Genomic DNA, 23,387 nt, shown 5'->3' on the forward strand with positions numbered 1-23,387 from the left:
ATAAAAAAAAGAATGAGCAAAGTATGCCCATTCTTTATATTTTTAATCCAGATAAGTATTAATAATTAAATAATGCCTTACCTTCCATTAATTCGTTAACTTTCTTTCTTACAGAAGTAAGAACCTCTTCATTTTTGATATTATCAACCACCTCAGAAATAAATCCTGCAAGGGTATCCATATCATTTTCTTTCAATCCTCTTGTCGTGATTGCTGCAGTTTCCCAATCTGATTCCTGAAGTCGTGAATGGCGACTTATCATCAAACGGAACCATGTTTTTGTTACAAGTAATATCAGCAAGAACCAAAGCTTTTTCAGTTTCTTTACCGTTTACTCCTTTATTTCTAAGGTCAACAAGCATCAAGTGATTGTCTGTTCCACCGCTTACAATATCAAACCCTCTGTCGATCATTGATTTTGCTAAAGCTTGAGCATTAGACTGAACCTGTTTTGCGTAGGTTAAGAATTTATCATCCAACGCTTCAGCAAAAGCAACCGCTTTACCAGCAATAACATGCTCCAACGGACCTCCCTGAATTCCCGGGAAAACAGCTCCGTCAAGAACCTGGCTCATCATTTTGATCTCTCCTTTCGGTGTTTTGTGACCGTATGTATTTTCAAAATCTTTCCCAATCATAATCATTCCTCCTCTTGGACCTCTTAACGTCTTGTGAGTCGTCGTCGTTACAACGTGGCAATGTTCGAATGGATTATTTAAAAGACCTTTTGCCACCAAACCTGCAGGGTGAGCGATATCTGCCCAAAGTGTAGCTCCGATTTCATCTGCAACCTCTCTGAATTTTGCATAATCCAAATCTCTTGAATATGCCGAGAAACCAGCGATCAACATTTTTGGTTTTTCTCTCAAAGCCACTTCTCTCATCTGATCGTAATCGATAAGACCTGTCTCCTGCTGAACTCCGTAAGAAACCACATCGTACTGAATCCCTGAGAAATTCACAGCAGAACCGTGAGTAAGGTGACCTCCCATAGAAAGATCCATCCCCATAATTTTGTCTCCCGGTTTCAAAACTGCCAAATAAATTGCCGCATTTGCCTGAGAACCAGAATGTGGCTGAACATTCGCATAATCTACTCCGAAAAGCTCTTTTGCTCTGTTAATAGCCAAAGTTTCAACCTCATCTACTACTTCACATCCTCCGTAATATCTTTTTCCGGGGTATCCTTCTGCATATTTGTTAGTCAATACGCTTCCCATTGCTTTCATTACATTCTCAGAAACAAAATTTTCTGATGCAATCATCTCAATTCCATGGGTTTGTCTTTGTCTTTCTTTTTCAATCAGGTCGAAAATAATGTCCATTTTACTTTTAGTTTTTGAAATTTTTCACCCCAAATGTACGGAATTTTCACCGAAATTTTGGCATGCCTAAACATGATTTTTAGTTTTAAAATTTAATAAAATCCTATTAAAGCTCATCATTAATGAATTTTTCGCAATATTTTTTTATTTCATCACGAACATTTCCAAATTGTTGATTGATTTCTTTATCCGTTCCGACAGCTTTCGCTGGATCCTGAAAATTATGATGAAAAACGGTAGCGGAAGTCGGAAAATACGGACAGTTTTCCTTTGCATTATCGCAAACCGTAATAACAAAATCAAAATTGATGTTTTTATATTCATCAACGTTGTTTGAAGTATGATGGGAAATATCGACCCCATCTTCTTTCATCGTTTCAATAGCTTTAAGATTTACGCCGTGAGTTTCAATTCCAGCGCTGTAAATCTCTACTTTTTCCTGAGCAAAATATCTTAAATACCCTTCTGCAATCTGACTTCTGCAGCTATTTCCGGTACAAAGTACCAATATTTTCTTTTTCATATTTTAAACAAATAACCAAATAATATTGATGATGCAAAACTTAGGATCAAACCCAAAAATCAGCTGCAATACAATAACTGAGGTCGTGATAATGATTGGTTTTTTATACCTAATTAATTTATTTTTCATGGTTTAGCAACAACCGGAATTAGGAGCGCAACGACCTTCCTCATTTTTTGACAATTCACTTAAACTCAATTTTTGCTTTTGTGGAGGAATTCCACATGCATCTTGAGCAAGACAGGCTGTTAATTTATTTTTTAAAACAAAATGTTTTCCGTTAAATTCTAAATCATATTTTCCGATGGTTGAGTCTTGATATTCCACTTCAATTTCAAAATCTCCGATTCTTAATTTTTCTTCCGAAAGAGTAATAATATGCAGCAATTTTTCAGGTTTTAAGCGATGCTCAAAATCATCCGCATTCCAAAGCTGAAAGTTTATTTTTTCTTCTTTCCTGATCGTTCCGCCACAATCGATAAAATTTTTCGTAACCATTCCTATTTCAGTGACGTGAAAATGTTCAGGGACAAATGTTCCGTTTTCCAATTGGAATTCCACATTATCTAATGCTGGAAGGATTTTTTTAATTTGTTCTAGTGTCATAATTATTTATTTTAAATCGTTATATCGCAATATTACGATAATAAGTTGCGAAAATTTTAACAGCAGTTTTGCTTTTTCACGGTGGTAATGATATTCGAAAAAAATACATTCAATAATTCGAATGCTTTTTCATCAATACAATAGCAAACTGAGTTTCCTTCAATATTACCTTTTATCAATCCTGCATTTTTCAATTCTTTCAGATGTTGAGAAACTGTAGGTTGCGCAAGAGGAAGTTCATTCACAATATCTCCGCAGATACATTCGTTTACTCTCAGTAAATATTCAATGATAGCAACTCTTGCAGGATGTCCCAAAGCTTTTGCAATCGTTGCAATTTTGTTTTGCTGTTCGGTGAAAAAATCTGTTTTGGTTGCTCCCATCATGTAAATCTATATCGCAATATTACGATTAATAATTTTAGTGACCAATATTTTTTTTATTTAAATCAAAAATTCCCCACAGAAATAAGGTGAGGAATAGAAAAAATATGAATTAAACTTTAAAATTCTTCCTCCGAAAGTTCTTTATTGACAACAGCTCCGGCGAAATTTCCCTGAGCGACCGCATTGGCAACAGATCTCATCATGGTTACATTATCTCCGCACACAAAAACGCCTTCAATATTTGTTTTCTGCATAAAATCAACGTTGATAAAACCCTGTTCCGTCAATTCTACTCCTAAATCTTTAACATTTATATTTTGTTCAAAAGGGATTTTCGCATACAAAGCCTGTAATGGAATTTCTTTACCATTTTTAAATATCACCTTTTGGATTTGTCCGTTTTCGTGTTCAATTTTTTCGATCTCGTCTTCAATGAGATTGATTTTATTTTGGTTAAATTTTTCGACTTGCGCTTCATTTAAAGTTGATTTTCCGTTGGTAAATAAGGTCAGTTTCTTTTGTTAAATTAAAAACCAGTTTTGAAAAATCAAAAGCGATATCACCGTTGGAAAGAATTCCCGTCGCTTTTCCTTTCACTTCGTAACCATGACAATACGGACAATGAATCACAGAAATCCCCCAACATTCTGCAAATCCCGGAATATTCGGCATGATGTCTTTAATTCCTGAAGCAAGAATCAGTTTTTTAGCATAAAATTTTTCGTTGCTTTCTGTTTCGATTTCAAAACCTTCATTATTTTTTGATGTTTTTACCACTATTCCATTATGAAATTTTACGGTTTCGTATTTCAAAACTTGCTCTTTCGCCAGATCAGAAATTTCTTTCGGCGTTTTTCCGTCGTGGGTAATGAAATTATGTGAATGTCGCGTTTGTCTGTTGCAAGGTTTTCCGCTGTCGATAAGTAAAACTTTTCTTAAAGATCTTCCTAAAGCCATTGCGGCAGATAATCCCGAATAACTTCCTCCGATGATGATGACATCAAAATTCTGTTCCATGATTTTGTTGGTTGTTGGTTGTTGGTTGTTGGTTGTTGGTTGTTGGTTGTTGGTTGTTGGTTGTTGGTTGTTGCAAATGTAGAAAGAAATTTTCATTAATGCGACAACATCGCAATAATAATTTTTATATTTGCAGTATGGCAAAGAGAAATACCATCACAAAACAGTTGATTCTGGATTCTTTGAAGAATTCAAAATCTGCGGTGAGTCAGGAAATTTTACAGAAAGAATTGGGAGAAGCGGTAGATCGGGCAACGATTTACAGGGTTTTAAACAGTTTCTGTGAAGACGGAATCGTTCACAAAATTCTGGGCGACGATGGAAAGTTCTATTTTGCTTTTTGTATTAATTGTTCCGAAAAGAAGCATCAACACAATCATTTCCATTTTAAATGTCTGACTTGCGGAAAGATTGAATGCTTACCGAATGAAGTGGATGTGAAATTACCACAAGGATATGAATCGGTGACCTTTAATGGCTTTATTTCGGGGTATTGCAAGGATTGTTCGAGTTGAAAATTCTTTATGACAATTCAAATTTTTGACTGATTATTTCTGTTCTAATTTTTGATATTTTTTCATTCTAGTTAGTCTTTTTCTTCTGCATCTTCCAAAATTACATAAACGTAGTCCAAGATTCATATGAAGGTGTACATTACTCTTATTTTGCACTATAATTTTCCACCAATTTTGTCATTCCACAGGAATCTAGGTGTGAATCTTTCCATGTTACTTTATAATAACTTTGCTTAGATTCCTACCGGAATGATAAACTACGTGTTTATTTCTAACTATCAAAATTTTGTGGATAACTCTGTGGATAAGTTTGTGAATAACTTTTAAAATACATACAACTAATACATTTTCAAACCATTACATTTCGTTTTGAATGAGAAATAATCTGTTCAATTAAATAAAAAATCCTGAGAAAATATCTCAGGATTTACAGTTTAAAAATTTATAGTGTCAGTTTACTATTTCTTTGTTTTTTCTTTCAATTCTTCTTTGTCTTTATCGGATGGATTCCAAACTTTCACGTCAGAATTTTTGTCGATTCCAGATCCCGGAAGAATCTGAACGTTGATTCCATCGCTTGCTCCAAGCTTTATATAGACTTTTTTGAATTTTCCGTCTTTTTGCTTAACCTCAACAAAAGGAATATCTTTTCCGTTCTTTTTTTCGTACTGAACCAATGATTCGTCCAAAAGCAAAGCGTTTTTCTTAGAGCTTAAAACAATTTCTCCGTTGGCAGAAAATCCTGCTCTGATGTATTCATTATTAGGATTGTTAACATCGCCTTCAACAGGGAATTTTATCGTTCCGTTAGTATCTTTTCCTTTCGGAGCAATCATCGTCAGTTTTCCTGGGAAAGTTTTATTTTGAAGAGCACCGATTACGATATTCATTCCCATTCCTTGCGTTAATTTCCCAGCTTGAGCTTCATCAATTTCTCCTTGGAAAATCAATGAACTAAGATCTGCAATCGAACAAATTGTTGTTCCCGCGTTGAACGAGTTAGCTTCAATTACCTGACTTCCTACTTTTACAGGTACTTCAAGAACTGTTCCTGAAGCTTTTGAACGGATTTGTGTTGTTGCTAAACCTTTCAATTCAGGAGTTGAACCCGTTTTTACAATCTGCAATGTTTTTTGCGCCGTTATTAATTGTTGATTTGCATTCTTTAAAGTCTGTTGCGTAGAATATAATTGTTGTTGAGAATTCAGATATTCTTGTTTAGAAGCAACTCCCTGATTATACAGTTTTTCCTGCATTTCGAATTGCTTACGCATGTTTTCAACATTCAGTTTTGCATTGCTGATCTGAAGTGCAGAATTATCAACATTCTGTTGCGCACTGTTTACATCCGCAATATTTGGAATAATTTTTACCGTTGCGATCAGCTGTCCTGCAATCACTTTATCTCCTTCATCTACCAAAATTTTATCGATAATTCCCGCTATATTTGGTTTGATTTCGATTTCTTCTTTTGGAACAATTTTTCCTGTTGCCATCACTTTATCATCCATGTTCTGCACAGACGGTTTTCTGGTAAGGAAAGCCTCACTCTCTTTAGAATTGGACTTTATAAGATAACCGATTCCTGAGAACAATGCCACTGCAAATAAAAGCCCCAAGACAATATAGATGGCTTTTTTCCAAGTGAATTTCTTTTTCATATGTATAGTTTATTTTTTATTTAACTAAGTTTATTTAATTATTGCTAAATCGTCAATTATTCTGATCTTAATGCTTCAATTGGTCTGATTTTCACTGCTCGTTGCGCCGGAATCATCCCAATGATTAATCCTAAAATTACCATTACCGCCATCGCTGCAAAAACGTTTACGTAATTTACCGTCGGATTGTAGAACGGGAAAGAATCCTGACCTTTGGTTGCTATATCCAAAATCATTAAGACAAAAATCCCCGACATGAACCCGAGTAATCCGGACGAAAGCGTGATCACCACACTTTCCAGCAAAATCTGGTTTCTTACTTCCGAAGGTTTTGCGCCCAAAGCTCTTCTGATCCCGATTTCCTTGGTTTCTTTCTTTTACCGTAATCAAAAGGATATTCGAGATGGCAATTACACCGGCAAGAATCGTTAATGTTCCTACAATGATGGTTAAAAGCTGCATTCCTGTTAAAAACCCTGTCAGTTTTTTAAATTCTTTTCCAAGATTAAAAGTTCCGAAAGCATTCGTATCATCCGGTGAAACATTATTTTTTGATTTTAATTGCTGCTTTACCTTGGTTTCTACATTATTTACATCTGCATTCGGCTTGCTTACAATGGCGAAGAAATCTACATTATCTCCGTTGTTGTACATTTTTGTAAAGGTGGAAAGCGGGATAAAAACCGTTTGGTCATTTTCCAGTCCGCCGCCTTTTTTCACTCTGAAAACTCCGATTACGTTAAAGAAAATTCCTTTAATATTAATAGATTTTCCAAGTGGATTTTCATTCTTTTTGGCATCGAAAAAGTTTTTGTAAACCTCTTCTCCGATTACCACTACATTTTTATTTCCTGAAATATCTGCGTCGTTAAGATATCTTCCGAAGATCAATTTTTTCTCTGAAATTTTGTTTCCTAAAGGATAATCGCCATTCAACGTATAAGTCGCCGACTTCCCGTTTTTAGACATTTGTTCACCCGCATTTCCGAAATTTCCTCTGGAGTTCTGAGGAGAAATATAATCTATTTCCGGAATTTTTCTTTTTAGCATGTCGATGTCTGCAAGCTTCAGATGTACTTGTCTGCCTTTCGGGAAACCGTCATAAGGAATCGATGTATTCTGAGCCCAAAGGAAAATAGAGTTGGTTGCAAATCCTGAAAACAACTTGTCGAAACCATTTTCCATTCCTTTTGCCGCTCCAAGCAAACTCACATACAAAAACATACCCCAACCCACACCAATCATGGTAAGGAATGTTCGAAGCTTATTATTCCTCAATGAATAATAAATTTCCTGCCAAGTATCCTTTTTAAATATTATGTTCACTTTTATTTAATTATAAATTGTAAATGATGAAGTATAAATTTTTCTCGCGATTATTCCGTTCTCAGTGCTTCGATCGGTTTAATTCTTGATGCTCTGTATGCTGGTACAAATCCTGCAATTAATCCTGAAAAAACCAATGCCACGAATGCCATGATAATCGTTCCCCAACCTACACTCGGGCTTTTAATGAAGTATTCTTCAAGGCGGTCGCCAATTAAGTTTAATGCTAAAACTCCCAATCCTACTCCCACAAATCCTGAAATAACGGTAATTACCACACTTTCCTGAACGATAAGAGCAACGATACTTCCTGGTTTTGCACCAATTGCTTTTCTTACCCCGATTTCTTTGGTTCTTTCTTTTACGATATAAACCATGATATTACTGATCCCGATAATTCCTGCCAACAAAGTTCCCATTCCGATAAATCCTACAATGGCTGTAAGAACCGCCATGAAAGTGAAGGTATCGTTCATGTTTTGGGCATTATTCCAGACTCTTATTCCGTTTTCGTCGTCGGGAGAGACATTTTTGCGGGCTTTTAATCTTTCTTTTAATTCGTCACCGTATTTTATCGCCTGTTGCGGATTAAGTTTCTCATTGTAAGCGATATAATTGATGCTTACCGTATCAGAACCCTTCTTCATCTGCTGCAGCGTCGTGATAGGAACGGTGATATGTCTTTCGTCAAAGTCGCCACCGTCATCAGAGAAAACTCCGACCACTTTGAACATGGTTCCGTTAATATCCAGTTCTTTTCCGACAGGACTTCCGTTTTTAATTAAATCACGCTGCACCATTCTTCCGATTACGGCAACGTTTTGTTTTCTATCCAAATCTGTCGGCGTCAAATAACGACCGTCCAGCATTTTTCGGTTTTCGATGATTTGTTCTTCGGGTTTAGCTCCGTTAATTTGATAATTTCCGCTTTCTTTACCGTATTTAACTAATAAATTGGCGGTGTATCTCGGTGTAGAGCTTCCTACATTTTCTTTATCTACATTCACAAGGAAATCGTAGTCAGAATTATTCATCGTAACGATTCTGTCGGATTGAAGTCCTTTATAGGCAATGGTTGTTTTCCCGGTAACAATTGAAATCAGGTTTTGGGCATCTCTCGTAAAACCTTGTGTAAAAGCGTTTTGCAACCCAGTTCCAATCCCAAAAAGCACGATGAAAATAAATAAACCCAAAGCCACGGTAAATCCGGAAAGTACCGTTCGCAATACATTACTGCGAATAGAACTGAATATTTCCTGCCAACGATCTAGGTCGAACATATATTTAGATTTGAAGCGGGAAGCTTGATGATGGAAGTCTCCAATCTTTCCGCAGATTTATTTTTATTATTAAAATTCTTTATTCCTTTTCATTCTTCCTACCTCCAGCTTCCAGACTTATAAAACAATCTGCTTTATAAATTCATCACTTTCAATGATTCCGTCTTTCAGAATGACGTTTCTTTTTGTCTGTGCCGCTACATCGGGTTCGTGGGTTACAACGATGATTGTTTTTCCTTCGTTATTAATATCCTGAAGAAGTTTCATAATATCATGCGTCGTTTTAGAATCCAAAGCTCCGGTTGGCTCATCCGCAAGAACAACTTTTGGATTCGTGATCAAAGCTCTCGCAATGGCAACCCTTTGTTTCTGACCTCCGGAAAGCTCATTCGGTAAGTGAGTCGCCCATTCAGCCAGTCCTACTTTCTCCAAATATTCCATAGCTCTTTGGTTACGCTCCTTTCTCGGCATATTTTGATAATATAAAGGAAGGGCTACATTATCCAAAGCCGTTTTATATCCAATCAAGTTAAAAGACTGGAAAATGAATCCCAAAAACTTACTTCTGTATTCTGCAGCTTTCACTTCAGATAAATGCTCGATCGGAACATTATCCAATTCGTAAGTCCCGGAATCTTTTTCATCAAGAATACCAATAATATTAAGAAGCGTAGACTTCCCTGAACCGGAACTTCCCATGATGGAAACAAACTCGCCTTCAGAAATATTTAGGTTAATTCCCTTGAGAACGTGCAACTTGCTTTTCCCTGTATCGTACGATTTATGTAAATCCTGAATTACTAACATGAAGTGATGTATGATTTTATATCCTATAAGTAGATATATTTTTTAATTTGTTACGAATAATGGAAAATTCTTTGTTTTTATTCTTGTTTAGTTATCTAAACCTTTATTCATGGTACTTTCTAATTTTTTGTTTAACTAGCAATCACCAATAGTCCCCATTTTGGGACGATAATACTGTGTAAGTCAATATCTAAGCGGTCTGCATGTAAATGTGGAAAACTTTTAAGGTTAAAACTCAATCATTTACTCATTCCCCCTTTCAAATACAGTTCTTTTTTTCGAACTTTGTGCTTGCACAATACAAAAAATAAATCGCTTTCTCGGTTGATAACTTTCACTTATAAGTTACAAAAAATCAGAATGTTGACTATTTTTTGAACTTTATCCACAGTGATCTAATTATTTTAATTTTAAGACATTATTAATATGGGAATTTTTGATAAGAGAGTAAGTTACAAGCCATTTGAATACCCTGAGGTTCTTCAATTCGTAGAGGCGATCAACAAATCGTTCTGGGTACATTCGGAAGTGGATTTTACTGCAGATGTTCAGGATTTTCATTCGCAATTGGAGCCGCATGAAAAACACGCCGTAAAAAATGCACTTCTAGCGATTGCACAGATCGAGGTGTCTGTAAAGACATTCTGGGGAAACCTATACAACCACATGCCAAAACCTGAACTGAACGGTCTTGGAGCTACTTTTGCAGAATGCGAATTCCGTCATTCTGAAGCGTATTCCCGTTTGGTAGAAGTATTGGGATATAGCGAAGAATTCTCTAATGTTATAGAAATTCCTGCCGTAAAAAAGAGAATTGATTTCTTATCAAACGTTCTTAAGCACGCCAATTCTACGACACCGAAAGAATATGTTTCTTCTCTTTTATTATTCAGTATCCTGATTGAAAACGTATCGCTTTTCTCACAATTTGCGATCATCCTTTCTTTCACAAGATTTAAAGGATACATGAAAAATGTTTCTAATATCATCGCTTGGACTTCTATTGATGAGCAAATTCATGCGAATGCGGGAATTTATTTAATCAACAAAATCCGTGAAGAGCAACCTGATCTATTAACTGATTCTGACATCGAAGACATCTATACTTTGGTAGATCAATCTATAGAACTGGAAGGCGAAATCCTTGACTGGATCTTTGAATTAGGAGAATTAAGCGTTTTCTCAAAAGAAGATCTTTTAAACTTCATGAAATACCGTGTTGACGACAGTTTAAAGAAAATCAACATGAACACAAAATACAATGTTTCTCCAGAACAATACAGACCAATGGTTTGGTTCGAAGAGGAAGTTTTTGCCAATTCTATGGATGATTTCTTTGCAAAAAGACCGGTAGATTATACGAAGCACGATAAGAGTATTACGGCAAATGATTTGTTTTAAAAAAGAATGATGTATTATCAAATAATTCGTTATCCCAATAATGATAGTTCTGCTATTTTAGTTGATTATCCTAATGATTGCCCTTCTTGTCATAAGAAAATAATACCTAATTATAATGGTGCCGCCTTTAGTAATGATTTAATACAAATATCTGCTCTTTTAACTTGCCCAGATCCTTATTGTGAAACAAGTTTTGTTGGAAATTATTTAACTGAAAATAATTCTGGTCATTTTTATTTTAAAAGATTTTTCAAAATAAAACCTAAACAACAAATTTTTAATGATGAAATTATAAAACTTTCTCCATCATTTGTAAAAATTTATAATGAAGCATATTTTGCTGAACAAAATGATTTATTAGAAATTTGTGGAGTTGGTTATAGAAAAGCATTAGAGTTTCTTATAAAGGACTATTTAATTAATAAAATTCCTGATAAAGAAGAACAAATAAAATCAGCCTTTTTGGGAAAATGTATAAATGATTTTGTAAGCGATTTAAGAATCAAAGAAACAACAAAAAGAGCTATATGGTTAGGAAATGACCACACGCATTATGTGAAAAAATGGGAAAGTAAAGATTTATCTGATTTGAAAATATTAATAAAATTATCCGTAAATTGGGTAGAATCTGAACTATTGACTGAAACATTTATAAATAGTATGGAAGGTTAAGCTATCCTTCCGTTACCAAAAAATTAATCCAAAACAAAATTCCTGAGCAATAAACCCGCTCAGGAATTCGAAAATATAAAATCTATGGACGAACAAAACAACAACATATGGTGGCTCAACGAAGAATCTGAGCAAATGCTGAACAGAGGATATCTCTTAAAAGGAGAAACTGTAGACGGAGCGATCGACAGAATTACAACTGCAGCAGCCAAAAAATTATATAAACCGGAACTTCAGGCAGCCTTCAAGGAAATGATAACGAAAGGATGGATCAGTTTTTCATCTCCGGTTTGGGCAAATATGGGAACGCAGAGAGGTCTTCCTATTTCTTGTTTTAACGTTCACATTCCCGACAGCATTGAAGGAATTACTCACAAAATGGGTGAAGTGATCATGCAGACGAAAATCGGTGGCGGAACTTCGGGATATTTCGGAGAACTTCGTAACAGAGGAACTGCGGTAACGGATAACGGAAAATCGTCGGGAGCAGTTTCTTTCATGAAATTGTTTGATACAGCGATGGACGTTGTTTCTCAAGGTGGCGTAAGGAGAGGTGCTTTTGCCGCTTATCTTGATATTGACCACGGAGATATTGAAGAATTTTTATCTATTAAAGACATCGGAAGTCCGATCCAGAACTTGTTTACAGGAATTTGCGTACCGGATTACTGGATGCAGGATATGATCGATGGCGATATGGATAAGCGTAAAATCTGGGCAAGAGTATTGGAAAGCCGTCAGCAAAAAGGTCTTCCCTATATTTTCTTTACAGATAACGTAAACAGAAATAAACCACAGGTTTACAAGGATTTAGGCTTAACTGTAAATGCAAGTAACCTTTGCTCGGAAATCATGCTTCCTTCTACAAGAGAAGAATCTTTCATCTGTTGCCTGTCTTCTATGAACTTAGAATTGTACGACGAGTGGAAAGATACCAACGCTGTACAATTGGCTATTTATTTCCTTGATGCCGTTTTATCAGAATTTATCGAAAAAACTGAAGGAAACTATTACTTACAAGGAGCAAGAAACTTCGCAATGCGTCACAGAGCGCTTGGATTAGGAGTTTTAGGTTACCATTCTTATTTACAGAAAAATATGATTCCGTTTGAAAGTTTTGAGGCAACTCAATTTAATGCAAGAGCTTTCAAACACATCAAAGAACAAGCAGATATTGCTTCAAGAGAATTAGCGAATATCTACGGTGAACCGGAAATATTAAAAGGGTACGGAATGAGAAATACCACAACAATGGCGATTGCTCCTACCACTTCAAGTTCTGCAATTTTGGGACAGACTTCTCCGGGAATTGAGCCGTTTGCTTCTAATTATTATAAAGCTGGTTTGGCAAAAGGAAACTTTATGCGTAAGAACAAATATCTGGCAAAATTATTAGAAGAAAAAGGTCTAGACAACGAAGAAACATGGAGAACAATCATGTTGAATCACGGCTCTGTGCAGCATTTGAAAGAATTAACTGACGAAGAAAAAGCAGTATTCAAAACTTTCAAAGAGATTTCTCCGATGGAGATCATTTCTCAGGCAGCACAGAGACAGCAATATATCGATCAGGCTCAGTCTCTGAACTTGCAGATTCCTTCTACAATGCCGGTAAAAGATGTAAATTATCTTTACATCGAAGCTTGGAAGAAAGGAGTAAAAACTCTTTATTACCAAAGAAGCTCTTCTGTTTCTAAGGAAATGATGGTGAATTTTGTTTCTTGTTCGGCTTGTGAAGCTTAATGCAAATAATAAACATCTATATAAAATAGCACGCCGAAAAGCGTGCTATTTATTTTTTTAATAAAAAATCTGCTGTAAAAATTATCTACAGCAGATTACACTACATATTAATTTGATTTATAGAGAAATATTAATTTTTAATAAATTTAGTCTGATTAATATTCCCTTTTTCATCTTTTACCTGCAGGAAATACGTTCCCGTTGGAAGCATTGAAACATTAACATTTTTAATATCTTGTTTTTCAATATTATAAACTCTTTTACCGTCCATACTGAAAACAGAAGCAGATTTTATTTTGCGTTCCGATCTGATATTCAGATCGTCTTTAGCAGGAATTGGGTATACGGAGAAATCAAACTTTTTATCAATATCACTTACTCCTAACATCGTAGTTTCAAAATCAAATTTTGTTATATAAGTGTAGGTAGAAGCAGTCGTGCCGGTTACCGCAGAAGTATTGGCAGTATAATCAAAATCTGCAGTACCGCTACTTGTTCCTACTCCTACAAATTTGGTTCCCGTAAGAGGTTGTATAAGCGGTGAGCCTTGTCCTTGAGTTCCCCCTACAATATAAATCCCAGAGAAATTCATAGTAGGATCTAGCTTCAAATAAAAATTGTCGGCTGCTCCTGCGCTTGTATAAGAGTTCGCACCAATTACACTCGACTGGAAAGTACCGCTTAAGTAAAGGTTTCCGCTTCCATCTGCTACAATATCTCTAATCTCATTAGAACCGGTAGAAGAATCTGCAATCACGTAGCTTGAAACATAAATACCATCTGTATTGAATTTAGATACATAAGCATCCGATCCTCCTGTAGACGTAAAGCTGTTAGTTCCTGCACTCGGATCCAGATCTACTGTATTGCTAAACCAACCCCCTGTATATAGGTTATTTCCGTTTAAATAAATTTTGCTGGCCGTATCAGATCCTGTTCCACCATAAGATTGTCCCCAAAGATAGCTTCCGGAAGAATCATATTTGGCAACAAACGTATCAAAATTTCCTGCAGTTGTTTTTATATCTGTTGCTGTAGGATCAGGATTCAGATCAATATTTCCTTGAAAATGCCCTACTACATAAAGATTGTCTTGAGCATCGATCACCATATTATTAATCTTTTTAGAACTGGATCCATCTAATGTTTTTACCCACGTCAAATCTCCCTGACTAGTAAGTTTTACAATAAATCCATTTCCACTTCCGGAAGCAATTGTATGAACATCTGTTCCCGGTCCCGGATCAAAATCTGCAGAAACATAGCTTCCTGCAACATAAACGTTACCCGCAGAATCTGTTTTTATCACTGTAGCATCATCATTTCCTGCTCCGGTAGGGGTACTAATTTGTTTAGCCCAGACAAAATCACCGGTACTATTCAGCTTAACAATAAAAATATCACGATTGGCTATCGCAGACGGTACAGAAAGTGTATAAACACCCGGTCCCGGATCTGCATCCAAACCATAAGTAGCACCCGCTCCCATGAAATATCCTGTTACATAGTAATTTCCTTCACCATCGATGGTAGCATCTGTTACTACCTCATCAAATCCACCTCCAAACTGTTTTACCCATTGGATCGCTCCATCTGTCGCCGAAATGCTTGTAATGATACCATCTGCATTTCCGCCTTTGAAAGCTATGGGAAAATTACCTGTAATATTTCCTCCTACAAAACCACTCAGAATAATTTTATTACCTACTCTATTCAACTTGGAAACGGAGTTGATACCCGATTCCCCTATAAGTTCTGTTCCATAATAGTTTTGTGCACTCAAAAATGCAGCAGACAACATAGAACCAAAAATCAATATTCTTTTCATATGTATAAATTTTATTGTAAACATATTTCACATTTTTATTAAGAACAATGTTTATACTATTAAAATTCGGGAAATATGATACATACAGCAAGAAAATAAAGCAGCTATAAATCAACATCTTACATTGTAAATTAACTTTAAAAAAAGGAGAATATTTTTTTCAATTATCATAATCTTTTCGCCTGAAAAAACCAAATTGAATAACATATTTTCTTATCATTGCTAACAAAAAAAACGATAAAATAGAAATTTGAAAAAAATTATCAAAGAAAAACTCATAAAAGCAATCATTTTTTTCAGACGAAGACGATAGAATTTTCTGTGGTTTTTGTTTTATATTTGTTTAAGTGTTTAATTCTTAAAAAAAGCAGCTATGAAATTCGGACAAGTAGAAGATCCTTCAAAAATAGATTTTACATTACCCAAAGATCACCCGAAAACCAAAGAAATTTTAAGCCAGAACAAAAAAGGGCTGGAAACTATTTCTATCGGATGCGCAAAGTGGAATAAAACCGATCTGAAAGGATTTTACCCGAAAGGAACAAAAGACGAATTGACGTATTACGCCACTCAGTTCAACTCGATCGAGCTGAATGCTACTTTCTACGGAATGCCGACTCCGGAACAGGTACAAACCTGGAAAGAAAAAACCCCAGCTGATTTCAAATTTTTCCCGAAAATTACCAATACGGTTTCGCATTTCAGAAGGCTTCTAAATATTGATGATGTCGTGACCCAATTTGCCACAGCAGTTTTGAATTTTGATGAAAAATTAGGAATGGTTTTTCTTCAGCTTCATGATAATTTCAAGCCAAAAGATTACGAAAGATTAGAACAATTTGTTAATAAATGGCCGAAAGAAGTTCCGCTTGCTATTGAATTAAGAAATACGGAATGGTTCACAGATGAAGAAATATTAGACAAAACCTGTCAGCTTTTTGAAGAGAACAACATCACCAATATCATCGTAGATACTGCCGGAAGAAGAGATATGCTTCATATGCGACTTACGACTCCCAATGCGTTCATTCGTTATGTAGGAGCCAATGCAGAGAGCGATTATGCAAGGTTGGATGACTGGATGAAGCACCTTACAAAATGGAAAAAAGAAGGATTGCAGAATGTGTACTTTTTCGTACATCAAAATATAGAAAAAGCTTCTCCTCTTTTGTCTGCTTATTTCATCAAAAAGTTGAATGATGAATGGAAAACCGACATTCTCATCCCTCAAATGGCAACTGAAAATACAGCCACTTTATTTTAAAATCTAATAATAATTATTTTATTCACTAATTAGTGGGATAAAAATCGGTAAAAAATACATTTTTAATAAAAATAATTCACTTTTTTAATTGAAAAAAAATTAACTGATAACCAACCTTTTGTATTGTAAAAAATAGTAAATTAGAGAGTACGATAAACTAATGAATATTGAACACTCTAAAAACTTAATGACATGGAAAAGGAAATTTGTACAATAAGTATTACAACCAATTGGCTCGGCGATGAATATACATTTTATGAAGATGAAACGATAAAAAGAGCCTATGACAACAGCAGCCTGAATTCTGGCGTTACAGAATGGCTGGAACCCACGCAAATCAGTAAACAAAACAAGGACAAACTTGTAAAAAACTGCCCGGAAGAATTTAAAGAAAGAATCATGCTGATTTTGGATTATCCTTAAATTTCAAGGAAAATAAAAAGCTGAAAAAATTATTATAAAAACTAAAAATCCCAACCTGAATTTACAAGTTGGGATTTTTTTTATCTTCTTTTTCTGACTAATAAAACCAAATTGAGAAACAGCAGAAGAAAATCGAGCGTCACCCAAATTCCCACCTTTACATTTTCATAATTGTAGGCTTCAACCTGCTTCTTAGCAAGATCGGAAAGCCTTGCGCTTTGGTTGATATAGTTCTGAACTTCAATAATTTGATCGATATTTTTATTCGGGAGAGAATGTTGTGAAAAATACACCAGATTTTTCTTTCCCAGATATCCTACAACCCAGTATTCATCAGAAGTATCCATGGTAAGATATTCAATTCTGAAATATTCCGGACGGATGTTCCCGATGTGTTTCGTTTCAATTATTTTATTGGCATCAGAATTATTCAGAATAATCACATAAAAATCCAATGGCTGCGGAAGTTTATTGATCACCTGTAAAGCCACGGAATCTTTTACAATCCCCACAGAACTTTTCTTAATAAACCAATACGTAAAGAAAGAAATGGCAAAAACTAAAGTAATAATTCGGAAAATTTTTGCCCACTCAGCTCCTCTTCCCCTTTTTACTTTTGACAGAATAAGAGAAAAAAACAACGCCCAGAAAATAAGCAAAACCACAAATACCATAGTGCAAAGATACTTATTTAAAAAGGTTTCCCGAAAGAATGCTAATCAACATTCCATTCTTTATAAAACTGATCGAGGAATTTCAGCATAAAATCATGTCTTTCACCTGCGATTTCTTTTCCTTTTTCTGTGTTCATCAAATCCTTTAGCAACAGGAGTTTTTCATAGAAATGATTAATGGTCGTTCCGTTTGATTTTTTGTATTCATCCTTTGACATACTCAGTTTTGGTTCCACATTAGGATCGTACATCGGATTATTTTTAAAACCTCCGAAATTGAAAGTCCGCCCGATTCCAATCGCACCAATGGCATCAATTCGGTCTGCATCCTGAACAATTTTAAGCTCAATCGGAAGATTTTCCGGAACTTCTCCCCTATTTTTAAACGAGATATTTTTAATGATAAATAAAACCTGTTCAATTACTTCTTCCGAAGCATTTTCGCCTTCTAAAAACGCTCTTGAAACCTTTAATGCAAGAGTTTCATCGCCATTATGAAATTTCGGATCGGCAATATCATGAAGCAAAGCTGCCAATTCCACCACTTCTTGGTTACAATCTTCTGTTTCCGCGATTTTTTTAGACAGTTTCCACACTCTTTCGATGTGAAACCAATCGTGTCCTGCTTCTGCGCCTTCCAGTTTTTCCTTTACAAATTCAATTGTGTTTTCGATCAGATTCTTCATTTATATCAATTCATTTAAAATAATATTCCAGAGATTTTTGTTGTAGCTTCTAAAAAAATTAACGTGCCCGATTTCCCCTTTTTCAGACTCGGAAGTTTTCACTAATCTGTAGGTTGGCTTAAGATTCGGATAGGTATCATTCAGCAGACTTTTCACCCCTTTTTCGGTTAACCAAACATCATCTTCTGCCCGAATTACGAATACTTTCTGTGTTAAATTTTTAGAATAATCATCAATTTTCTCTAACAAACCGTTGGTTGATTTCTTGTTTAAAATTAAGGTTCTCCAGTCATATGCACAATCTTTTGGAAGACTTTCTCCGAGCCCAAACCAATTTCCCGGGAAATAACCTAACAATGCGGTAGTTAAAGGCTGAGCAATTCCAAAACCGAGATAGGCTTCGATTTTCGTTTTAAATTTCAAATTTCCCACGAAAGCATTCTGAGTTCCCACAAAAATAAATTCTTCAAACATCTCAGAATCCTGATTCATCCCCAGAATTAAAGCGCCAACCGAATGTCCGAGACAATATTTTTGATATTCTTTAAAATTAATCTTAATATAATCCGTCAAGGTTTTATAATCTTTCGATCCCCAAATTCTCATGGAAGCATTGAAACCTTTCATATTCTTTGGTTTTGAAAGTCCGATTCCGCGATAATCGTAGGTAAGAAACCGTGAATCCTTTTTCAGAAAAATATTGGGCAAAAGAAAAATAAACCTGCTGCTTCACTCCTGTCGCAGAATTAATCAGTAAAAGCTTGTTATTACTTTTTTCAGGTAAAAAAAGATGAGTAGCGATTGAAATATTATCTTGCGTTTTTAACGTCAAATTTTCCATATGATAAAAGAAAAAATCCACTATAAAAGTGGAAATTTTACTTTGTATTTTATGTTAAGTTTAAAACTTTCGATATGTAGCAAATAGCTTATGAAAAGAAATCGGAAACTCTGGGAAGTCCTGTTTGTGAACCTTTTTTAGCAGAAACCTTTGCAGAAACCTCGTTTCCGAACTTCACGCAGTCATCAATAGAATTTTTGTGGCACAAAGCAACAGCAAATCCTGCTGTAAAGGCGTCTCCCATTCCCATTTTGTAACTGTTTTTATCATTGTCGTTTCTGCAGTATTTCATTTCCGTTCCGTCGAAATAAACGGTGGAATTGATATCATCTCTTACAAAAACCTTATTGAAATATTTTTTAAGAATATCTTCTGTCTGATCTTCCCCAAAAACAATGTGCAGCTCATTACTTTTTACCACAATGAAATCTACATTTTCCAAAATATCGTTACTTAATTTTTGTGCAGGAGAAGCATATAAGCCTACTTTTTTACCATATTTTTTGGCTTTTTTCACCGTATAATCAACCACTTGCATTGAAACTTCCAACTGAAGAAGAACAAGATCTACCGTGTGAAAATATTTGTCTGCAGATTCTACATGCTCGATGCTTAAATAATTGTTGGCAGCCGGAACTACAACAATCGCTGCATTTCCTTCGGAAGTCGTAACATAAGCCGTTCCTGTCGCTTCCTGATCTGTTTCGTAAACGAAGCCTACATTCACATTTTCACCCACCATATTCCTCATAATCTGCTGACCAAGAGGATCCATCCCCACACAACCAATGAAATATACACTTGCTCCCAATCTTGCTGCTCCAACTGCCTGATTTGCACCTTTTCCTCCAAAATAACTCTCGGAATTTTGGGCAATAACCGTCTCATTTTTGCATGGAACTTTTTCAGTTTCAAGGACAAGATCGATCGATGAGCTACCTACAACGATAATTTTCGGTTGTTCTGATGAGAAATTCATTGTGTTTTATATTGGTTTAATTGTTTTGTGTTGATTCTGATAAATTTATATTACAAGAAACTGTGTTTCAAATATAGTTAACTTTAATCAACTAATTTCAATAAATTCAGTCACTATTTTCACTGGTGAATTGTTTTTATCGTAAGCGATATAACTTGCATAAAAACCTTCCCCATATCCTGTTTCAAAAGCAAGAATAGTTCCGGGATGATCTTCAGAGGGCTTTAAAAACGCATATTGATCGATCGCTCCGTTTTCATCAAAAAAATATTCGTGGAAAAACTCCTCATAAATCCCCATAAAATCTGCTCCTTTGCTATGATACAGCTTTTGTTCAAGATTATTCAGACTGCTTTGTGTATCAACATCCATGAAGCATCCCATCCCGCTTTCCACAGGATATCCGAAAACTTCTCCTTCCTCCAAATCTTTTACAATCTGACCTTCCGTTGTTGCCAGTTCCCACTTTGAAATTTCGGCGGTACTGAAAATAATTTCGGCATACGCTACACAATTACTTTCTCTTTCTTTGTGTAATAAAACAGAAAAATCACCCTTTGGAAATTCGATAGAAAAAGGTTTCATATCATTTGTAATCAAAGGATCACAAGCTACCAGTTTTCCACCGGAAAGATAGATTTTTCCAACTTCAAAACTTTCCAGTAACGGATTTTCTATGAAGTTTTTTGAGAATAGTTTTTTAATGTTGTCTATGTGTGTCATTTTATTTTGTGAAACCTTCAAGGTTTTAAAAACCTTGAAGGTTTATATTATTTATAAAGTTTTCAGTTTTTCTTCTAAAATTGCAATTTTATCCTGCGCATCTTTTTGTTTCTTACGCTCACTTTCCACCACTTCAGCTTTTGCATTGGCAACGAATTTTTCATTAGAAAGTTTTTTATCAACAGAAATTAAGAATCCTTTTAAATATTTCAATTCTTCTTCTGTTTTAGTTTTCTCTTCGCCTAAATCCAAGTTTTCACTCAAAGGAATTGAAACTTCCGTAGATCCAACCAAGAATGTAAAACTAGGTTTATCAGTTTTTGTACCAAAATGAATTTCAGAAACGTTTGCTAATTTCTTAATTACCGATTCGTTTGCAAATTCTGAAGCATTGGTGAAAATTTCGGCTGCTTCTTTTGGTGAAATCCCTTTTGTTTGGCGGTAATTTCTTACTCCAGAAATTATTTCCTGAGCAGTTTCAAATTTCTTAATGATATCTTCGTTAAACTCTCCAGCTTTTTTTTGTTGAGCAATTACCAAAGCTTCGTCAATACTTCTTTCAGAGATCAAATGCCAAATTTCTTCTGACTGGAATGGCAAAAACGGATGAACCAACTTCATTAATTCTTCAAAAAGCGCAACCGTTTTATTGTAAACTTCTTTGGAAATACCTTCACCATAATTTGGTTTAATGGCTTCAAGATAAGAACCACAGAAATCATCCCAAATTAATTTATAAATCAAATGTAAAGCATCAGAAATTCTGAATTTTTCAAACTGATCATCAATTTCAACAATTGTTTTGTTTAATTTATTTTCAAACCATTCAATTGCTTGATTTTCTGTTGAATTCGCAGGTTTATCTTCGTGATTCCACATATTGATTAATCGGAATGCACTCCAGATCTTTGACATAAAATTTCTTCCCTGAAGCATTAAATCCTCATCAAAAAGAAGGTCATTTCCAGCCGCAGAGCTTAATAAAATACCAACACGAACTCCATCTGCACCATATTTATCTATCAATTCCAACGGATCCGGTGAATTTCCTAAAGATTTTGACATCTTTCTTCTCTGCTTATCTCTTACAATCCCTGTAAAATAAACATTCTTGAACGGAACCTCTTTTCTGTATTCCAATCCTGCCATGATCATTCTGGCAACCCAGAAGAAAATAATATCCGGACCTGTTACCAAATCTGAAGTTGGATAGTAATAATTAATATCTTTATTTTCAGGATCATTCAATCCGTCGAATACCGACATTGGCCACAACCATGATGAGAACCATGTATCAAGAGCGTCTTCGTCTTGTCTTAAGTTGCTGGTTGTTAGTTGTTGGTTGTTGGTTTTTTGCTTCGCAAGTTCTAATGCTTCTTCGATGTTTTCTGCAACTACGAAATCATTTTCTCCGTCACCGTAATAGAACGCAGGAATTTGCTGTCCCCACCATAATTGACGGGAAATATTCCAGTCGCGGATGTTTTCCATCCAGTGTTTGTAGGTATTTTTAAACTTTTCAGGATAAAATTTAACCTCATCATCCATTACAACATCCAAAGCGGGTTTTGCAATATCAGACATTTTTAAGAACCACTGAACAGAAACTTTAGGCTCGATAACCGCACCTGTTCTTTCTGAAGTTCCTACTTTATTTACATAATCTTCTGCCTTTAACAAAAGATCTTTTTCTTCTAATTCTTTCGCGATCTGTTTTCTTACATCAAATCTGTTTTTTCCCGCGTAATGTTGACCGTAATCATTTAAATTTCCGTCATCATCCAAAGAATCAATCATTTGAAGATTGTGTTTTTGTCCGATTTCGTAGTCATTAACGTCGTGAGCAGGAGTAATTTTCAAAGCACCTGTTCCGAATTCGATATCCACATATTCGTCTTCAATGATCGGAACGACTCTGTTTACGATCGGTACAATTACTTTTTTACCTTTCAAATGAGCATATCTCTCATCATTAGGATTGATACAAACCGCAGTATCGCCGAAAATCGTTTCAGGACGCGTTGTAGCCACCGAAAGAAATTCTTCTGTCCCTTCGATTTTATATTTTAGGAAATATAATTTTCCATTTTGTTCTTTAAAAATTACTTCTTCGTCAGAAATATTGGTTTTCGCTTCCGGATCCCAGTTTACCATTCTGTACCCTCTGTAGATCAAGCCTTTATTGTAAAGATCAACAAAACTTTTGATAACCTGCTGAGAAAGAGATTCTTCCATTGTGAAACGGGTTCTGTCCCAGTCACATGAACAACCTAATTTTTTCAACTGCTCCAAGATCGTTCCTCCATATTTGTCGGTCCATTCCCAAGCATGTTTTAAGAATTCTTCTCTTGTAATATCAGATTTATTGATTCCTTCAGACTTCAGTTTAGCAACAACCTTCGCTTCCGTAGCAATAGAAGCGTGATCTGTTCCCGGAACCCAACAAGCATTGAAGCCCTGCATTCTTGCACGACGGACCAGAACATCTTGGATGGTATTGTTCAGCATATGCCCCATGTGTAAGATCCCCGTAACGTTTGGCGGAGGAATTACAATCGTATAAGGCGGCTTTTCATTAGGCTCTGAATGGAAGTATTTGTTTTCCAACCAGTAATTGTACCACTTTTGTTCTGTTTCCTGTGGATTGTACTTTTCTGAAATCTGCATAAATTCTGTTTCTTTAATTTACAATTTGCAAAAATAGTCT

Annotated in this window: 18 protein-coding genes and 4 pseudogenes; 6 read left to right on the plus strand and 16 right to left on the minus strand. The window is 35.3% G+C overall.

Annotated elements, in window-relative coordinates:
* Window positions 1–58: 58 nt before the first annotated feature.
* The 5 genes and pseudogenes from glyA to J3D55_RS22610 form a co-directional block, all read right to left on the minus strand.
* A pseudogene (gene glyA / locus J3D55_RS19210) lies at window positions 59–1,325 on the minus strand (serine hydroxymethyltransferase).
* A gap of 106 nt (window positions 1,326–1,431) precedes the next feature.
* Window positions 1,432–1,848, minus strand: coding sequence for an arsenate reductase ArsC (locus J3D55_RS19215; protein ID WP_259133456.1), 417 nt, complete (start codon window positions 1,846–1,848; stop codon window positions 1,432–1,434).
* Between the two features lie 132 nt (window positions 1,849–1,980).
* A complete protein-coding gene (locus tag J3D55_RS19220; protein WP_259133458.1) occupies window positions 1,981–2,454 on the minus strand; it encodes a DUF6428 family protein in 474 nt (157 codons plus the stop codon).
* Window positions 2,455–2,510: 56 nt separating this feature from the next.
* Entirely contained in the window at window positions 2,511–2,837 is a 327-nt protein-coding gene (locus J3D55_RS19225; protein WP_259135156.1) for an ArsR/SmtB family transcription factor, read from the minus strand.
* 119 nt (window positions 2,838–2,956) lie between these two features.
* A pseudogene (locus J3D55_RS22610) lies at window positions 2,957–3,857 on the minus strand (NAD(P)/FAD-dependent oxidoreductase).
* Window positions 3,858–3,994: 137 nt separating this feature from the next.
* Here J3D55_RS22610 and J3D55_RS19235 point away from each other — a divergent pair.
* Window positions 3,995–4,372, plus strand: coding sequence for a Fur family transcriptional regulator (locus J3D55_RS19235; protein WP_259133460.1), 378 nt, complete (start codon window positions 3,995–3,997; stop codon window positions 4,370–4,372).
* Between the two features lie 458 nt (window positions 4,373–4,830).
* Here J3D55_RS19235 and J3D55_RS19240 read toward each other — a convergent pair whose 3' ends face one another.
* The 4 genes and pseudogenes from J3D55_RS19240 to J3D55_RS19255 form a co-directional block, all read right to left on the minus strand.
* Window positions 4,831–6,033 (minus strand): efflux RND transporter periplasmic adaptor subunit, encoded by a 1,203-nt coding sequence (locus J3D55_RS19240; RefSeq protein ID WP_259133462.1) that lies wholly within the window; start codon window positions 6,031–6,033, stop codon window positions 4,831–4,833.
* A 56-nt stretch (window positions 6,034–6,089) separates the two neighbouring features.
* Window positions 6,090–7,359: pseudogene (locus J3D55_RS19245) on the minus strand (ABC transporter permease).
* Between the two features lie 50 nt (window positions 7,360–7,409).
* Complete coding sequence (locus tag J3D55_RS19250; RefSeq protein ID WP_259133472.1) at window positions 7,410–8,639, minus strand: ABC transporter permease; 1,230 nt, start codon at window positions 8,637–8,639, stop codon at window positions 7,410–7,412.
* 117 nt (window positions 8,640–8,756) lie between these two features.
* On the minus strand, window positions 8,757–9,446 hold the full coding sequence (locus J3D55_RS19255; RefSeq protein ID WP_259133474.1) for an ABC transporter ATP-binding protein: 690 nt from the start codon (window positions 9,444–9,446) through the stop codon (window positions 8,757–8,759).
* 426 nt (window positions 9,447–9,872) lie between these two features.
* Here J3D55_RS19255 and J3D55_RS19260 point away from each other — a divergent pair, with 426 nt between their 5' ends.
* From J3D55_RS19260 to J3D55_RS19270, 3 genes are all read left to right on the plus strand, one after another.
* Window positions 9,873–10,847 carry a ribonucleotide-diphosphate reductase subunit beta gene (locus J3D55_RS19260; RefSeq protein ID WP_259133476.1) on the plus strand — a complete coding sequence of 325 codons (975 nt, stop codon included), beginning with the start codon at window positions 9,873–9,875 and terminating at the stop codon, window positions 10,845–10,847.
* A 6-nt stretch (window positions 10,848–10,853) separates the two neighbouring features.
* Window positions 10,854–11,519 (plus strand): DUF4145 domain-containing protein, encoded by a 666-nt coding sequence (locus J3D55_RS19265; RefSeq protein WP_259133478.1) that lies wholly within the window; start codon window positions 10,854–10,856, stop codon window positions 11,517–11,519.
* Between the two features lie 75 nt (window positions 11,520–11,594).
* Window positions 11,595–13,262 carry a ribonucleoside-diphosphate reductase subunit alpha gene (locus J3D55_RS19270; protein WP_259135164.1) on the plus strand — a complete coding sequence of 556 codons (1,668 nt, stop codon included), beginning with the start codon at window positions 11,595–11,597 and terminating at the stop codon, window positions 13,260–13,262.
* A gap of 130 nt (window positions 13,263–13,392) precedes the next feature.
* On the opposite strand, the gene J3D55_RS19275 is transcribed toward J3D55_RS19270, so the two are convergent.
* A complete protein-coding gene (locus J3D55_RS19275) occupies window positions 13,393–15,090 on the minus strand; it encodes a T9SS type A sorting domain-containing protein (protein WP_259133480.1) in 1,698 nt (565 codons plus the stop codon).
* Between the two features lie 373 nt (window positions 15,091–15,463).
* Between J3D55_RS19275 and J3D55_RS19280 the strand changes: the two genes are divergently transcribed.
* Window positions 15,464–16,354: a DUF72 domain-containing protein gene (locus tag J3D55_RS19280; RefSeq protein WP_259133482.1), complete on the plus strand. Its 891-nt coding sequence runs from the start codon at window positions 15,464–15,466 to the stop codon at window positions 16,352–16,354.
* 192 nt (window positions 16,355–16,546) lie between these two features.
* The gene (locus tag J3D55_RS19285; protein ID WP_259133485.1) at window positions 16,547–16,777 is read left to right on the plus strand and encodes a hypothetical protein; all 231 of its coding nucleotides are present in this window, start codon (window positions 16,547–16,549) and stop codon (window positions 16,775–16,777) included.
* Between the two features lie 80 nt (window positions 16,778–16,857).
* Here the strand turns inward: J3D55_RS19285 and J3D55_RS19290 are convergent, their stop codons facing one another.
* The 6 genes and pseudogenes from J3D55_RS19290 to J3D55_RS19315 all read right to left on the minus strand — a co-directional run bounded on the left by J3D55_RS19290 (window position 16,858) and on the right by J3D55_RS19315 (window position 23,347).
* Window positions 16,858–17,451 carry a hypothetical protein gene (locus J3D55_RS19290; protein ID WP_259133487.1) on the minus strand — a complete coding sequence of 198 codons (594 nt, stop codon included), beginning with the start codon at window positions 17,449–17,451 and terminating at the stop codon, window positions 16,858–16,860.
* A gap of 41 nt (window positions 17,452–17,492) precedes the next feature.
* Complete coding sequence (locus tag J3D55_RS19295; protein WP_259133489.1) at window positions 17,493–18,137, minus strand: HD domain-containing protein; 645 nt, start codon at window positions 18,135–18,137, stop codon at window positions 17,493–17,495.
* Window positions 18,138–18,978, minus strand: a pseudogene (locus J3D55_RS19300) (alpha/beta hydrolase family protein).
* Between the two features lie 88 nt (window positions 18,979–19,066).
* On the minus strand, window positions 19,067–19,957 hold the full coding sequence (locus tag J3D55_RS19305; protein WP_259133498.1) for a PfkB family carbohydrate kinase: 891 nt from the start codon (window positions 19,955–19,957) through the stop codon (window positions 19,067–19,069).
* An 87-nt stretch (window positions 19,958–20,044) separates the two neighbouring features.
* Window positions 20,045–20,680: a DUF4241 domain-containing protein gene (locus J3D55_RS19310; RefSeq protein WP_259133500.1), complete on the minus strand. Its 636-nt coding sequence runs from the start codon at window positions 20,678–20,680 to the stop codon at window positions 20,045–20,047.
* Window positions 20,681–20,731: 51 nt separating this feature from the next.
* Window positions 20,732–23,347: a valine--tRNA ligase gene (locus J3D55_RS19315; RefSeq protein WP_259133502.1), complete on the minus strand. Its 2,616-nt coding sequence runs from the start codon at window positions 23,345–23,347 to the stop codon at window positions 20,732–20,734.
* Between the last annotated feature and the right edge of the window lie 40 nt (window positions 23,348–23,387).

It is taken from the genome of Chryseobacterium ginsenosidimutans (assembly GCF_024807225.1).
GTDB lineage: Bacteria > Bacteroidota > Bacteroidia > Flavobacteriales > Weeksellaceae > Chryseobacterium > Chryseobacterium ginsenosidimutans.

What these genes read in the sequence shown, in the direction of transcription:
- J3D55_RS19215 (WP_259133456.1), bottom strand. Translation starts at nt 1,848, where the DNA reads ATGAAAAAGAAAATATTGGTACTTTGTACCGGAAATAGCTGCAGAAGT.
- J3D55_RS19220 (WP_259133458.1), bottom strand. Translation starts at nt 2,454, where the DNA reads ATGACACTAGAACAAATTAAAAAAATCCTTCCAGCATTAGATAATGTG.
- J3D55_RS19225 (WP_259135156.1), bottom strand. Translation starts at nt 2,837, where the DNA reads ATGGGAGCAACCAAAACAGATTTTTTCACCGAACAGCAAAACAAAATT.
- J3D55_RS19235 (WP_259133460.1), top strand. Translation starts at nt 3,995, where the DNA reads ATGGCAAAGAGAAATACCATCACAAAACAGTTGATTCTGGATTCTTTG.
- J3D55_RS19240 (WP_259133462.1), bottom strand. Translation starts at nt 6,033, where the DNA reads ATGAAAAAGAAATTCACTTGGAAAAAAGCCATCTATATTGTCTTGGGG.
- J3D55_RS19250 (WP_259133472.1), bottom strand. Translation starts at nt 8,639, where the DNA reads ATGTTCGACCTAGATCGTTGGCAGGAAATATTCAGTTCTATTCGCAGT.
- J3D55_RS19255 (WP_259133474.1), bottom strand. Translation starts at nt 9,446, where the DNA reads ATGTTAGTAATTCAGGATTTACATAAATCGTACGATACAGGGAAAAGC.
- J3D55_RS19260 (WP_259133476.1), top strand. Translation starts at nt 9,873, where the DNA reads ATGGGAATTTTTGATAAGAGAGTAAGTTACAAGCCATTTGAATACCCT.
- J3D55_RS19265 (WP_259133478.1), top strand. Translation starts at nt 10,854, where the DNA reads ATGATGTATTATCAAATAATTCGTTATCCCAATAATGATAGTTCTGCT.
- J3D55_RS19275 (WP_259133480.1), bottom strand. Translation starts at nt 15,090, where the DNA reads ATGAAAAGAATATTGATTTTTGGTTCTATGTTGTCTGCTGCATTTTTG.
- J3D55_RS19280 (WP_259133482.1), top strand. Translation starts at nt 15,464, where the DNA reads ATGAAATTCGGACAAGTAGAAGATCCTTCAAAAATAGATTTTACATTA.
- J3D55_RS19285 (WP_259133485.1), top strand. Translation starts at nt 16,547, where the DNA reads ATGGAAAAGGAAATTTGTACAATAAGTATTACAACCAATTGGCTCGGC.
- J3D55_RS19290 (WP_259133487.1), bottom strand. Translation starts at nt 17,451, where the DNA reads ATGGTATTTGTGGTTTTGCTTATTTTCTGGGCGTTGTTTTTTTCTCTT.
- J3D55_RS19295 (WP_259133489.1), bottom strand. Translation starts at nt 18,137, where the DNA reads ATGAAGAATCTGATCGAAAACACAATTGAATTTGTAAAGGAAAAACTG.
- J3D55_RS19305 (WP_259133498.1), bottom strand. Translation starts at nt 19,957, where the DNA reads ATGAATTTCTCATCAGAACAACCGAAAATTATCGTTGTAGGTAGCTCA.
- J3D55_RS19310 (WP_259133500.1), bottom strand. Translation starts at nt 20,680, where the DNA reads ATGACACACATAGACAACATTAAAAAACTATTCTCAAAAAACTTCATA.
- J3D55_RS19315 (WP_259133502.1), bottom strand. Translation starts at nt 23,347, where the DNA reads ATGCAGATTTCAGAAAAGTACAATCCACAGGAAACAGAACAAAAGTGG.